12 protein-coding genes and 1 pseudogene are annotated in these 13,799 nt (G+C 72.9%); 5 read left to right on the top strand and 8 right to left on the bottom strand.

Features of this window, described 5'->3' with window-relative positions; all coding sequences use genetic code 11:
• The 5 genes and pseudogenes from CW362_RS44940 to CW362_RS32965 all read right to left on the bottom strand — a co-directional run.
• Positions 1-212 (bottom strand): annotated as a pseudogene (locus CW362_RS44940) (class F sortase); the annotation flags it as partial.
• Positions 199-939: a hypothetical protein gene (locus CW362_RS32980; protein ID WP_240658151.1), complete on the bottom strand. Its 741-nt coding sequence runs from the start codon at positions 937-939 to the stop codon at positions 199-201. The gene CW362_RS32980 and the pseudogene CW362_RS44940, both read right to left, overlap by 14 nt.
• Positions 940-1,194: 255 nt before the next feature.
• Positions 1,195-3,453 carry a molybdopterin oxidoreductase family protein gene (locus CW362_RS32975; protein WP_103553276.1) on the bottom strand — a complete coding sequence of 753 codons (2,259 nt, stop codon included), beginning with the start codon at positions 3,451-3,453 and terminating at the stop codon, positions 1,195-1,197.
• Between the two features lie 307 nt (positions 3,454-3,760).
• Positions 3,761-4,378: a TetR/AcrR family transcriptional regulator gene (locus tag CW362_RS32970; protein ID WP_103553275.1), complete on the bottom strand. Its 618-nt coding sequence runs from the start codon at positions 4,376-4,378 to the stop codon at positions 3,761-3,763.
• Positions 4,375-5,019, bottom strand: a complete 645-nt coding sequence (locus CW362_RS32965) for a hypothetical protein (protein WP_103553274.1) — start codon at positions 5,017-5,019, stop codon at positions 4,375-4,377. Before CW362_RS32965 ends, CW362_RS32970 begins: the two co-directional genes overlap by 4 nt.
• A 193-nt stretch (positions 5,020-5,212) precedes the next feature.
• Between CW362_RS32965 and hmgA the strand changes: the two genes are divergently transcribed.
• The 4 genes from hmgA (at position 5,213) to CW362_RS32945 (ending at position 9,931) form a co-directional block, all read left to right on the top strand.
• Positions 5,213-6,547 carry a homogentisate 1,2-dioxygenase gene (gene hmgA, locus CW362_RS32960; RefSeq protein WP_103553273.1) on the top strand — a complete coding sequence of 445 codons (1,335 nt, stop codon included), beginning with the start codon at positions 5,213-5,215 and terminating at the stop codon, positions 6,545-6,547.
• Positions 6,548-6,596: 49 nt separating this feature from the next.
• The gene (locus CW362_RS32955) at positions 6,597-7,346 is read left to right on the top strand and encodes a GntR family transcriptional regulator (protein ID WP_103553272.1); all 750 of its coding nucleotides are present in this window, start codon (positions 6,597-6,599) and stop codon (positions 7,344-7,346) included.
• 41 nt (positions 7,347-7,387) lie between these two features.
• Complete coding sequence (locus CW362_RS32950; RefSeq protein ID WP_103553281.1) at positions 7,388-8,602, top strand: type ISP restriction/modification enzyme; 1,215 nt, start codon at positions 7,388-7,390, stop codon at positions 8,600-8,602.
• Positions 8,603-8,722: 120 nt separating this feature from the next.
• On the top strand, positions 8,723-9,931 hold the full coding sequence (locus CW362_RS32945; RefSeq protein WP_206301122.1) for a CaiB/BaiF CoA transferase family protein: 1,209 nt from the start codon (positions 8,723-8,725) through the stop codon (positions 9,929-9,931).
• Positions 9,932-10,089: 158 nt separating this feature from the next.
• On the opposite strand, the gene CW362_RS32940 is transcribed toward CW362_RS32945, so the two are convergent.
• The 3 genes from CW362_RS32940 to CW362_RS32930 all read right to left on the bottom strand — a co-directional run bounded on the left by CW362_RS32940 (position 10,090) and on the right by CW362_RS32930 (position 11,873).
• Positions 10,090-10,359 (bottom strand): hypothetical protein, encoded by a 270-nt coding sequence (locus tag CW362_RS32940; RefSeq protein ID WP_103553271.1) that lies wholly within the window; start codon positions 10,357-10,359, stop codon positions 10,090-10,092.
• Between the two features lie 115 nt (positions 10,360-10,474).
• Positions 10,475-11,263, bottom strand: a complete 789-nt coding sequence (locus CW362_RS32935; protein WP_103553270.1) for an anti-sigma factor — start codon at positions 11,261-11,263, stop codon at positions 10,475-10,477.
• A 67-nt stretch (positions 11,264-11,330) separates the two neighbouring features.
• A complete protein-coding gene (locus CW362_RS32930) occupies positions 11,331-11,873 on the bottom strand; it encodes a sigma-70 family RNA polymerase sigma factor (RefSeq protein WP_103553269.1) in 543 nt (180 codons plus the stop codon).
• A gap of 330 nt (positions 11,874-12,203) precedes the next feature.
• Here CW362_RS32930 and CW362_RS32925 point away from each other — a divergent pair, with 330 nt between their 5' ends.
• Positions 12,204-13,745: a DUF4331 domain-containing protein gene (locus tag CW362_RS32925; protein WP_103553268.1), complete on the top strand. Its 1,542-nt coding sequence runs from the start codon at positions 12,204-12,206 to the stop codon at positions 13,743-13,745.
• Positions 13,746-13,799 lie beyond the last annotated feature (54 nt).

Here is a 13,799-nt window from a genome sequence, read left to right as displayed (position 1 = left end):
CGGGCGTCCGGCGCGTGCCCGGCGCCCGCCGCCGGAGCCCGGGAGGCGGCGCCGTCGTCGCGCACGGCGCCGGCCGCCACCGTTCCGGCGGGATCGTCGTCCCCCGCCCACCAGACGCCGCCCACCACCAGCGCGACGGCGACCGCCAGGGTCCTCGCCAGGCGGTAGGCGCGCGTCCGGTACCAGGGCCTCCGCCGTCTACGCGGCGCCATTGTCGCGTCGGCGCAGCCGCAGGAACACGACTCCCCCGGCCACTACGAGACCCGCGGCCGCCGCACCGGCCACCGGTGAGAAGTCCTGCGCACGGGCGAGCCCGCCGCCGCCCGCCGGGGCCCCTCCGTTGGGGCCGCCCGGCCAGCCGCCCGGGTCGCCCTGCTGTCCGCCGGGTCCACCACCCGGTCCGCTCTGCTGACCGGGTGTCCCGCTCGGTGTCCCGCTCGGTCTCCCGCCCGGTCCGCTCTGCCGGCCGGGTGTCCCGCTCGGTCCGCCGTTCCCGGTCGGCGTCGAGGTCGGGGCGCTCACGGGGCAGTCGACCCGGAAGACCTTGCTCTTGCCCGCCCCGTTCTCGCCCAGGAAGTTCCAGGTCAGCTTGTACTGGCCGTCGGGCAGCGTGAAGATGCGGGTCCCGGCGCGCCCGGTCGCGGACGCGGACAGCGTGCCCGCGAGGGCGGGGGTGCCCGCGGCGCCGGGCTGGCGCGCGATGAACCAGGAGATCTGCTGCCCGGCGTCGAAGCCGAAGCCGTCGAGGTAGAACCGGCAGACCCTCGGATCGTCCCGCTGGTTCTCGAACGGCGTGTTCGCGTCGTGGACCTTGACGTCGCCGTTGTCGCCGGGGGCGGCGACGGCGGCCGGGGCACCGAGGAAGACGGCGCCCGTGACCGCGAGGGCGGCGAGGGTGCCGGCGCCGCGACGTGACACGGGGTGGGACGAGGTGGACATGCGAGGTTCCTCCGAGTCAGGTGATTTTCATACGACTTTCAGGTCATCTGACTAGTTCTCACATAAGGTCCACGAAGCGACGCAACTGCGCCCGGCCTCCCGCCGGGGATCGCCCTTCCGGCGCAACGGTGCCCCTGGGCCGCTGCGGCCCAGGGGCACCGTGACGTCCCGGGTCCCGGTGCGTCAGGGGCGTCGTGCCGCTCCGGACCGCGGCGGCTCACGGGTGTCCGCGGTGGCTCGGAGCGCGAAACCGGCTCAGGGGCAGGCCGTCAGTTCCACGGGCACCCCGTTGAGGACGGCCGTTCCGGACAGCGGGTCGAGCAGCGAGCCGTCGAGGAGCTGGTTGACGTTGACCCCGGGGTCGAGGGCGGCGTGGCTCATCCGGGTGCCGGGGCGGTCGTGCCCCCAGCCGTGCGGAAGGCTCACCACTCCGCGCCGTACGGTGTCGGTGATCTCCACCGGGGCGACCACCTCTCCGCCGGCCCCCTTGACGCGCACGGCCGCACCGTCGGCGAGCCCCAGCCGGGCGGCGTCGTCGGGGTGGACGTGCAGGGTGCAGCGGTTGGAACCGCCGGTGAGCGCGGGGACGTTGTGCATCCAGCTGTTGTTGGAGCGCAGATGACGGCGGCCGACGAGGACGATGCCCGCCGGGCGTTCGCGCAGCGCGTCCCGCAGCCGCGGCAGGTCGCCCGCGATCGGCCCGGGGAGCAGCTCGACCTTCCCGCTGCGGGTCTTCAGCCGCCTCGGCAGGCAGGAGGCGAGCGGTCCGAGGTCGATGCCGTGCGGGTGCGCCAGCAGCTTCTCCAGGGTCAGACCGTCCGGGCGCGCGCCGAAGCCGTCGCCGTACGGGCCGAGGCGCAGCATCATGTCGAGTCGGCGCTCGGGACCGTTCTCGCCGGTGAGGGCCGCGGCCAGTTCCCCCGGGTCGCGCCCGTGCACCGGCGACGCGGTGTCCTTGACCGCCTTGCCGAGGGTGCCCTCGACGACCATGGCGTCCACGGCGGAGGGGTCGGCGCCGTGCATGCCGCTCGCGGCGAGGACGAGCCGGGCGAGGATCTCGGTCTCCGCCATCCGGCCCTCCTCCAGGGGGACGGCGGGGCGGTTGTAGCGGACCTGGTTGCGCACGGCGAGGGTGTTGAACGCGAAGTCGTGGTGCGCCCCGCGGGAGGGCGGGGGCGGGGGCAGCACGACGTGGGCGTGGCGCGAGGTCTCGTTCAGGTAGGGGTCGACGCTGACCATGAAGTCCAGCGATTCGAGTGCCTTGTCGAGGCGGAGGCCGTCGGGCGCGGAGAGGACCGGGTTGGCGGCGACGGCGATGACCGCGCGGACCGGGCTGCCCTCCTCGGTCGGGGTGTCGATCTCCTCCGCCAGGGCCGCCAGCGGCAGTTCGCCCTTGGCCTCGGGGTGGCGGCTCACCCGGCTGTGCCAGCGGCCGAGCGCGAAGCCGTGGCCGGGGCCGGCCGGGCGGGGCGTCCGGTCGGTGGCGGCCGTCGGGAAGAGGGCGCCGCCGGGCCGGTCGAGGTTGCCGGTGAGGATGTTGAGGACGTCCACCAGCCAGCTGGCCAGGGTGCCGTGCGGGACGGTGCAGCTGCCGATGCGGCCGTAGACGGCGGCGGTGGGGGCGGCGGCCAGCTCGCGCGCCAGCTCCCTGATGGTCACGGCGTCCACGTCGCAGGCCGCGCTCGCCGCCTCGGGGGTGAAGTCCCGCAGCGCGTCGGGGAGTTCGTCGACCCCCTGGACGTGCGGGGCGAGGGCGCCGAGGTCGACGAGCTCCTCCTCGAACAGGACGTACGCCATCGCCGCGAGGAGCATGGCATCGGTGCCGGGGCGGACGGCCACGTGGCGGTCGGCGAGTTTGGCGGTGCGGGTCCGGCGCGGGTCGATGACGGTCAGCGTGCCGCCGCGGGCCCGCAGCGCCCGGAGCCGGCCGGGGAAGTCGGGGGCGGTGCACAGACTCCCGTTGGACTCCAGCGGGTTGGCGCCGATGAGCAGCAGGTGGTCGGTGCGGTCCAGGTCCGGCACGGGGATCGCGTTGGCGTCGCCGTACAGCAGTCCGCTCGACACGTGCTTGGGCATCTGGTCGAGCGTGGAGGCGGTGAAGACGCTGTGCGTGCGCAGGGCGCCGAGCAGCACGGGGGGATAGAGGGCGCCGGCCATGGTGTGCACGTTCGGGTTGCCGAGGACGACGCCGACGGCGTGCGGCCCGTGCCGTTCGACGACCGGGCGCAGTCCGGCGGCCACGGCGTCGAAGGCCTCCTCCCAGGTGGCCTCGCGCAGTTCGCCGTCCCGACGGACGAGGGGGGTGCGCAGCCGGTCGGGGTCGCCGTCGGCGGCGCCGAAGGAGGCGCCCTTCGGGCAGATGAAACCCTTGCTGAACACGTCGTCGCGGTCACCCCGGGCGCCGGTCACCCGGGTGCCCTCGATGGTCAGCGTCAGCCCGCAGGTGGCCTCGCACAGGGGGCAGACGCGCAGCGCGGTCCGGGAGTCGGGGGTGGTGCCGGAGGTACGGGACACGGGTCCTCCCGGAGGGTGGTGGCTTCGGTGGCACACGGACGCGAGTGAGCATACCGACCGGTACGCATGACCGGGAGGGTCCGCCGGGGGTCACGTCGGAATTCCGCGCGCGGGCGGCTCCGGTGTCCCGCGGACGACGCGTCACGGGCCCCGCCGCCACGGGAGGCACCCGGGGGACTTCCCTCGCGCGTACGGGCACGGGCGGTACCGGACGGGGAAGCGTGCCGCACGGGGACACGTGCCGCACGGGGACACGTGCCGGACGGGGACGCCCACCGGACGGGGACGCGCACCGGACGGGAACCGGTCAGTCGAGGGCCCTGGCCAGGTACGCCCGCAGCAGCTCGCGCGTCTCCTCGATGATCCGTTCGTCCCCCTCGGGATCGACCCGGAAGGCGAGGTGGACCAGTGTGTCGGCGGTCTCCACGGCGACCAGGAAACAGCGGCGCAGGTCGTCGTCCGGGGTGCGGCCGAGATAGCCGGAGAGCAGGTCGGTCAGGCGGTCGGCGACCCGGGTGTTGGGCTCGGCGTGACGGGCACCGACGGGAATCTGGTTGCCGAAGTCGACGAGGGAGAAGCCCGGCGCGGTGCGCTTCATGGCGAGGTACTCGTCGAGCACCGCGTCCATCGCGGTCCGCCAGCCGCCCCCGTCCGCCTCCCGCAGGCTCTGCGCGACGCGCTCGGTGTAGAGCTCCAGGTTGCGCTGGGCGAGCGCGTCGGCCATCGCCCGCTTGTTGCCGAAGAAGCGGTAGACGGAACCGATGGGCACGCCGGCCCGCTGGGCCACGGCCCGCGTGCTCAGTCCGTCGTAGCCCACCTCGTCGAGGAGGTCGGCGCAGGCGTCGAGGATCCTGGTCAGTCGTTCTGCGCTACGCCGCTGTACGGGCGCTCTGCGGAGCGAGGTCGTATGGGGCACGGTCTTCATGATGCCTTTCCGCCGGGGTCCGGTGAACCTCCCCCATCAGTACGCGTCTCCGTGCCATGACCACTCATTTCCGGCGGGCGTCCGCGCGCCGTGACCGCCCGTCGCGCCTCGGCCGGCGCGGCCCGCGGGGCCGCGGGCGCCGGAGCGGATTCCGAGGCCGTGATGTCGGCCGTGCTCTCGACGGGCTTGCCGTGGACGGCCCACACGGTGCCGTCGTCCGCGTACAGCCGCGCGGTGACGTGGTGGGTGCCGCGCGGCACGAGGTGCCCGGCCAGGTGGTGCTCGGCGGTGCGCAGCCGGGCGACGGTCCGGCCGTCGACGTAGAGGTGGGCGATGCCGCGCCCGGCGACCGGCACGGTCGGCGTGCCCGCGGGCGAGAAGCGGAAGGCCCGGACGGTCAGCCGCACGTCCCACCCGCCGGCGGGGTCCGGCTGGATCTCGATCGCGACCTCGGGCGCCCCCTTCCCGTCCACCTCGCGGTAGAGCCGCCCCTCCTCGTCCGTCTCGTCGAGCAACGTGCCCACGGGAGAGGCGGAGATCGCGGTCCCCCGCTCGTGCGCATCATCGGCTCCGCAGCCCGCGGCTCCGCCGAGCAGGGCGCAGACCACGAGCGCGGTGAGCAGTACAGGCGTCCACCGCATGTCCGGGAGCGTAGAACAGGGCCCCTCGCGGCCGGATCCCCCTGAAGTCGGGTTCTCGGGCCGCACGCACCCTCTCGCGTACTAGTCCTGTGGCAAATCCGGCCATCCGTCGGCCTGCCACCGGCCGGCCTCTTGCGCGGGACGGAACGGAATCCTACGGTGATGCATAGGAATCAGGCGCGAGGGAGCGATCATGAGCGGGGACGCGAGGAAGACGGCCGAAGGGCTGGCCTACCTCTCCGGATTCGGCAACGAACACGGCTCGGAGGCGGTCCCGGGGGCCCTGCCGCACGGCCGCAACGCGCCGCAGCGCGCACCGCTCGGTCTGTACGCGGAGCAGCTGAGCGGCTCGGCGTTCACCGAGCCGAGGGCGTCCAACCGGCGTTCGTGGCTGTACCGGATCCGGCCGTCGGCCGCGCACCCCGCGTTCACCCGCACCGACAACGGCACCCTGCGGACCGCGCCGTTCACGGAGACGGTGCCCGGCCCGAACCGGCTGCGCTGGAACCCGCTTCCGGAACCCCCCGCCGGGACGGACTTCCTCGCGGGCCTGTGGACCCTCGGCGGCAACGGCGACGCGAGCCAGCGCACCGGCATCGCCGTGCACCTCTACCACGCCAACGCCTCGATGGAGCGGGTGTTCAGCGACGCCGACGGCGAGCTGCTCATCGTTCCCGAGCGCGGCGGCCTGCTGCTGCGCACCGAGTTCGGGCTGCTGCACGTGGAGCCGGGGCGGATCGCGCTGATCCCCCGGGGCGTGCGCTTCCGGGTGGAGCTGCTGGACCCGGCGCCGGAGGGCGGATCCGGCGCCCGCGGTTACGTGTGCGAGAACTACGGGGCGCCCTTCCAGCTGCCCGACCTCGGCCCGATCGGCGCCAACGGCCTCGCCAACGCCCGCGACTTTCTCGCCCCGGTCGCCGCGTACGAGGACGTCGAGGGCCCGGTCGAGGTGGTGAACAAGTTCTGCGGCAACCTCTGGACGGCGACGTACGACCACTCCCCCCTGGACGTGGTCGCCTGGCACGGCAACCACGTGCCGTACGTCTACGACCTGCACCGTTTCAACGTGATCGGCTCCATCAGCTACGACCACCCGGACCCCTCGATCTTCACGGTGCTCACCTCGCCGTCCGACACCCCGGGTCTGGCCGGCGTCGACTTCGTCGTGTTCGCGCCGCGCTGGCTGGTGGGCGAGGACACGTTCCGGCCGCCGTACTTCCACCGGAACGTGATGAGCGAGTACATGGGGCTCATCGAGGGCGCTTACGACGCGAAGGCGGAGGGCTTCGTGCCGGGCGGCGGCTCGCTGCACAACATGATGTCGGCGCACGGACCGGACGAGGAGACCTTCCTGCGCGCCAGCGCCGCCGAACTCGAGCCGCAGAAGATCGACGACGGCCTGGCGTTCATGTTCGAGACCCGCTGGCCGGTGACCGCGACGGCCCAGGCGGCCCGGGCGGACCACCTCCAGCGCGGCTACGACGACGTGTGGAAGGGGCTCGGGCGGCACTTCCGCCCTGCCGGCTGAGTCGCACGGGCCGTTGCCTTCCCCGCCCGCGACCTGTACGGATACCCTCGTGACCTCCTTCGCTCCCGATTCGATCGTCCTGAACCGCAAGCTGCCGCTGTGGTACCAGGTGTCGCAGTCCCTGCGCGCCTCCATACTCGGCCGCACCCCCCAGGACCCCCTGCGCCTGCCCACCGAGGAGCAGCTCGCGGGGCACTACGGGGTGAGCGTGCTGACCATGCGGCAGGCGCTCAAGGAGCTGGAGACCGAGGGGCTCATCACCCGGCACCGACGGCGGGGCACGTTCATCGAGCCGAGCGCCCGGCGGGGCGCGCCCGTGCGGCTGCTCGGCTCGGTGGACGCGATCGTGGCCCAGCAGTCGGGCATGACGACCGAGCTGCTGGACCAGGGGAAGGCGCCCGTTCCCGGCGAACTGGCGGAACTGTTCCCCGATGTGGACGAGGTGGCGACGTACCACCGGCTGCGCAGCGACGAGACGACGGGCGAGCCGACGAACCACGCGCGCAACTACCTCCGGCCGGAGCTGGCCGACCGCATCGACCGGGAGGACCTGATCCGCTGGCCGATGACCAAGGTGCTGCGGGACGTGCTCGGGATCGGCATCAGCCGGATCACCGACACGGTGGAGGCCACGCTCGCGGACCCGGAGACGGCACGGCTGCTCCAGGTGCCGCTGCTCAGCCCGATCCTGCGCTACACGGGCGTCATCCACGGCCAGGACGGGCAGGCGCTGGACGTCGCGGTCATCCACTACCGGGGCGACCGCTTCTCGTTCACGGTCACCCTCGACGCGCACTGACGATGCCGTACGGGGACGGCGGACGGCCCCCGCATCGTACGATGCCGGACGTGACGCCCGACGCCGCTCCGCTGCTCGCGGACCTCATGCCGTGGTCCGTCGCACCGCCGAGACTGGGCCGGAGGTGGCCGACGGCCCCCGACGCGGCCTCCCTGAAAGCCCGCTGGGACGCCCTCGTGCGGGCCGAGGGGGCCGACCGCGAGACGCTGTTCGGGCCGACGCGGGCGCGCACGACACACTCCGCGGTGGCCCAGCTGCCGGGCCAGTCCAGCGGGACGGGCCGTCTCGCGCGGGTGTCGGACCCCTGTCCGGCACCGGTCCGGGTGCTGAGCGCCCCCTTCGACGAGCAGTGGCTGATTCCCGATCACCGGCTGATCGACTCGGCCCGCCCCGAGCTGTGGCGGGTGACGGACGACGAGCAGGTGTTCGCGGTCGAGCAGACCCCTGTGCCCGAGACGTCCGGTCCGGCCCTGCTGGCCGCGTCCGTGCTGCCGCTGAGCGCCGGCCGCGGTGGGCGGGTGCGCCCCCTCTACCGGCGGCCCGGCGGCCGTGAACCGAACCTGGCACCGGGCCTGTTGGAACACCTCGGCTCCCGTCTCGGCCACCCGCCCGCTCCTCTCGACGTCCTCGCCTGGACCATGGCGGTCGCACGGCACGGCCGGGACGGCTGCGTGGTCCCGCTCACCGCAGATCCCGAAGTGTGGTCGTCCGGCGTCGAGTTGGGCCGGCGCGTGCTGCGGCTGATGCGCCGCGACGGCGAGCGCCCCAAACTCCCCGGCGGCCGCCGCCCCTACGTGCGCGCGCCGCTGTCCGCCCTCCCCCAGGGAGCCCGGCCGGCCGTGGGCCCCCTCCTCGCCGACCCGCACTACGACCGCGCCGAGGAGTGCCTGCACCTCGGCGCGGGCATGATCTCCCCCGTACCGCCCGAGGCCTGGGACTTCGAGGTCGGCGGCGCGCGTGTGCTCGAGCAGTGGTTCGCGGCGAGGACCGGGACGGGAGAGCCCGGCACCCTGGAGGCGATCGGCCCCGCCGGCTGGCCGCAGGCGTGGACGTCCGAACTCCTCGAACTCATCACGGTGCTCGCGCTCCTCGCGGAACTTCGGCCCCTGCAAGCCGCGTTGGAGCCGGGGGCGCCGATCACCCGCACGGAACTGCGCACGGCCGGAGTGCTCCCGGTCCCGGACACGGCCCGCCGCCCGGCGTCGGTGCTCGACCACCACGAAGAGGGGCCCGAGGGCCAGTTCGCGCTGATCTAGCGGGGGTGGTGTCCGTCCGCCACGGACGCGCATCGTCTCTTGCGGTGCCGGGCCCGTCGGCCGGGGGTGACCGGATCACCCCGCGGAAATCAGTGCATGACAAATGTATGTCCAGGGTCCATGATCCATCGCATGCAGCCAGAGCCTCTGCCCCTCGAAGGCATCACCGTCGTCGCCGTCGAACAAGCCGTCGCCGCGCCCTTCGCGACCCGGCAGCTCGCCGATCTCGGCGCCCGGGTCGTGAAGGTCGAGCGGATCGACGGCGGGGACTTCGCCCGGGGCTACGACACCGCGGCCCAGGGCCTGGCCTCGCACTTCGTGTGGTGCAACCGGGGCAAGGAGTCCGTCGCCCTCGACCTGAAGGACCCGCGCGGGCTCGACGTCGTACGCAGGCTCGTCGCGGGGGCGGACGTGTTCGTGCAGAACCTCGCGCAGGGGGCGGCGGCCCGGCTGGGACTGGACGCGGTGACCCTGTGCGGCGAGCATCCGCGGCTGATCGCCGTGGACATCTCCGGGTACGGGCCGTCGGGGCCGTACGCCGGCAAACGCGCGTACGACATGCTCGTGCAGTGCGAGGCGGGGCTCGTGTCGGTGACCGGGACGCCCGGGCAGCCGGTGAAGGCGGGCATCCCCGCCGCGGACATCGCGGCGGCCATGTACGCGTTCTCGGGGGTCCTCGCGGCACTGGTGCGGCGCGGCACGACCGGGCGCGGGGGCCCGGTCGAGGTGTCGATGCTGGACGCGCTCGCGGAGTGGATGGGGCATCCGCTGCACCACGCGATGCACGGCGGGACCCCGCCGGCGCGCACGGGCCTCGCCCACAGCGTCATCGTGCCCTACGACGCCTATTCGACGGCTGACGGCGGGCACGTGCTGTTGTCGGTGCAGAACGACCGGGAGTGGCGGCGGCTCGCCCAACAGGTGCTGGAGCGGCCCGAGATGGCGGACGATCCGCGCTTCGCCACGAACGCGGCGCGGGTGGCCGACCGGGAGCACGTGGACGCCGTGGTCGCCCGGGCGCTGGGCGCGCTCGGCGCCGACGAGGCGGTGGCCCGCCTGGAGGCCGCGGGCATCGCCTGCGCACGGCTGCGGGACGTGACGGAGGTGGCGGAGCATCCGCAGCTGGCGGCCAGGAACAGGTGGCGGGACGTGGGGTCGCCGGTCGGACCGCTGCGGGCGCTGCTGCCTCCGATCACGCTGCCGGGCGGGGAGGAGACGCGCATGGGGTCCGTCCCGCGGCTCGGCGAGCACACGGGGGTGGTGTTGCGGGCGCTGGGCATGACCGAGGCGGACGTCGCCGAGCTGCGGCGGGACGGAGTGGTGCGCTGAGCCTCACGGCCCGGTGACGGCGGTGACCCGCGCTCCGGACGTGGTGATCACCGGGCACCGCTGCCCGCCGTGGGGATGACGGACGCGGAGGGGCAGCGTTGCGCCGGTTCGGTGGAGTCGCCGGAGCGCGGGTCGAGAAGGCCGGTGCCGACAGCCGGTCAGCGGCTGCCGAACAGCGAGCGGCGCAGCCGCCTGAGCGGCGCGAACAGCGAGACCCGCCGCACGCGCGCGACCCTGGAGCCGCTGTCGTGCGCGTGGTCACGGGTCGTGAGCTCACGCATCAGCGACGTCGCCTCGAGCGTCTCGCGCTGCGGTATGGCGGGACCGCCGAGCACCGCGAGATGTCGGTCGAGGCGCGAACTGGTCGCGCTGCTCCCGCACGTGATCGCAGGGACACGTGCCCTGCTGCGCACTGTTATCTGTTCCATGTCACTCCCCACCCGTACAAGTCCACCCGGCCCGGGCAGACTAACCCTATCGCCCCCTCGTGGCGCGCGTGTATCTCGGACAAAGGATTCACCTTCCCCATAAGGGGGTTGACGGTTACTCTCCGAATCCAACCGTTTCCAGGGCGAGTTGGACAACCGGCGAGGTAGTGGGCTGTTCCGAGCCGCCGGAAGGCTCGACCGTCACTGCGAGTGACGTCGCGTTCGGGTTCAGCCCGTCGGCGACGAGGGGCGTGTCGCCGTCGAAGAGACCGAGCGAACGCGGTTTCTCGTTGGGGCGCATGAGCCACAGCTGACGGACGCGTCCGTCCGGAGGAGTGCCGAGTCCGCTCAGCGTCACGACGGCGCGCCGCTCCGACGCGGAGGCCACTACTCCGATTCCACGGCCCCGCGCGTCCCGTCCGGCGGTCGCCCGCGCGTCGGGAGCGGCGAGAACGTGGGCGATCTCACGCGCCTGGGCACGCTCCTGGTCCAGTTGGTCGCGCGCCTGGGTCGCCTGCACCGCGAACAGCGCGGCGACGACGAGGGCCGCGGCGGCCGTGGTGGTGGCGAGCGGGGCGAACAGCGGGCGGAACCAGGGGACACGCGCCCGCGCGGGCTGACGGGACCCCCGTGCCCGGGACGGGTCCCGGGCCACCGGTTCCTGAGGTGTCGTCCATACGGCGGTCAGCACCCGCTCGCGCAGCGCGGCCGGCGGGACCGCCACCGTGGACCAGGCGAGCCGCACGGCGTCCTCGGTCAGCGCCCGTACCTCCTCGGCACAGCGGTCACAGCCCTTCAGATGGCGTTCGAAGCGGCGCCTCTCGTCGCCCTCCAGTGCGTCGAGGGCGTAGGGGGCGGCGAGGGAGTGCAGATCCCGGCCCATCAGTCGGTCGAGGACGCTCATGCGGCACCCCTCTCTCTTCCGTTCTCTCTTCCGTGCGGGTCACGGCCCGGCAGGCGGTCGTGGACGTTCACGCGACTCCTCCCAGGCATTCACGCAGGCGGGTGAGCCCGTCGCGCATACGGGTCTTGACGGTGCCGAGCGGCAGGGAGAGCCGCTCGGCGACCTCACGGTAGGTGTAGCCGTCGTAGTAGGCGAGGGTGACGGACTGCCGTTGCAGGGCGGTGAGCCGGTCGATGCAGCGGCGGACCCGCTCGCGTTCGAGGCCGGCCTCGACCTCCTCGGCGACCTGGTCGAAGGCGGGCTGGTGGTTGCGCTGCCCCTCGCGCTGCTCGCGTTCGGTGGCCGCGCGGGCGCTGCGCACCCGGTCGACGGCACGACGGTGCGCGAGGGTGAGGATCCAGGACAGCGCGCTGCCGCGTCCGGGGTCGAACCGCGGTGCGGAGCGCCAGAGTTCGAGCAGGACCTCCTGCGACACCTCCTCCGACTGCGCCGGGTCGCGCACCACACGGCGCACCAGCCCGAACACCGGCCCGGACACCAGTCCGTACAGCTCCTCGAACGCCCTCTGATCGCCTCCGGCCACCAGTACCAGTAGTTCGTCGGCTTCCACCCGTCCCCCTCTTCGGCCCCGCACGGCCCGTCCCTTCCCCTACGTCTTCGCAGCGAACCTGCCTACGGATGGGTTACGGATCAGCGAGCGGAAAACGCGTGTCCGTCACCGATCAGTTCGTGCGTTCCGCAGCCGGTCTGTCCCCTGTCCGCCGCCGGCGGTCCCGCGCGTCCCGCACCGGCCTGCCGGAGGGTCCGCCGGGAAAGAAGCCGGCCCGTCGATGAAACAAGCCGCGAGAACCGCCGTAAAGACGTTTGGGATTCGACCAATCCACCCCGGCGACCGCTCCGAATGGCGTGCGTCAGGCAAGTTGGACAGAGGACGGACGGCATGACACCTATCTCCAGGAGCGGCGCGGGTCGCAGGACTCTCGCGACCCTCGTATGCAGTGCGCTGGCTGCCGGGGGGCTCGCGGCCGCCGGTGCGGCGGCATTGGCACCGGGGGCGGCCTCCGCCTCCAGCCACCGGGAGGCCCCCCTCATCTCGGGCACTCCCCAGTACGACAACACGGACGTGTACGCGTTCGTCAGCCCGGACAAGCCCGACACGACGACGATCGTGGCGAACTGGATCCCCTTCGAGGAGCCCGCCGGCGGCCCGAACTTCTACACGTTCGCCGACGACGCCCAGTACGACATCCACATCGACAACAACGGTGACGCCCAGGGCGAGTTGATCTACCGCTACACCTTCAAGACGCACCGCAAGAACGGCAACACGTTCCTCTACAACACGGGCCCGGTCACCAGCCTCGACGACCCGGACCTCAACATCACGCAGACGTACGACATCGACCTGCTGCGGCTGCACAACCAGCGGATCGTGTCGAAGACCAAGGTCGCGGACGACGTCCCGGTCGCCCCGTCCAACGTCGGCAAGGCGTCGATGCCGGACTACGCGAAGCTGCGCCACCACGCGGTGACCAAGCTCGCCGGCGGCTCGACGACGTTCGCCGGCCAGGCGGACGACCCGTTCTTCCTGGACCTGCGCGTCTTCGACCTGCTGTACGGCGGGAACCTGAGCGAGGTCGGGCGGGACACCCTCAAGGGCTACAACGTCAACTCCATAGCCCTACAGGTCCCGAACGACATGATCCGTGAGTCCGAGGGCCAGCCGATCGTCGGCATCTGGTCCACCACGCAGCGCCTGGACGCCCGCGGCCGCTACACCCAGGTCTCGCGTCTCGGCATGCCGCTGGTCAACGAGGTCGTCAACCCGCAGAAGGACAAGGACAAGTTCAACGCGTCCGCGCCCTGGGACGACGCCCAGTTCCTGAAGAACGTGACCAACCCGGAGCTGCCGAAGCTCATCGAGGGGATCTACAAGATCAAGGCCCCGGCCGAGCCCCGCAACGACCTGGTCGACGTGTTCCTGAAGGGTGTGAAGGGCCTCAACCAGCCGCCGCACGTGCGTCCGGCGGAGGAGCTGCGCCTCAACACCTCGATCAAGCCGACCATGCACCCCAAGCGGCTCGGTGTCCTCGACGGCGACAACGCGGGCTTCCCGAACGGCCGCCGGCTCGGCGACGACGTGATCGACGCCGCTCTCCAGGTCGTCGAGGGTGAACTGGTCGGTTCCAAGAACGATCTCGGCGACGCGGTCGACAAGAACGACAAGGGCTTCGAGAAGTCCTTCCCGTACGTCGCCCTGCCGACCTCGGGCTCGCGCGGCGCGCTCGCCAAGGGCACGACCAGCGGGACCGACGTGCGCAGCCAGCTCGGCGACGCCCTGCAGCCCGCCGGAACGGACGCCGGCGGCAAGACCGACACCATGCTGATCGCGGGCTCCGCCGCGGCGGGCGCCGCCGGCATCCTGCTCATCGGCTCCGGTCTGCTGTGGTGGCGCCGACGGATGTACAACCGGGCCTACTGACCCGGCTCACCGACTGGCGCGGCCCGCACGCAGTTCACACCCCCCACGGTGCGG

The organism is Streptomyces populi (genome assembly GCF_002911015.1).
In the GTDB taxonomy this organism is placed as follows: Bacteria; Actinomycetota; Actinomycetes; order Streptomycetales; family Streptomycetaceae; genus Streptomyces; species Streptomyces populi.
This window is presented reverse-complemented; position numbering and strand designations above follow the sequence as displayed.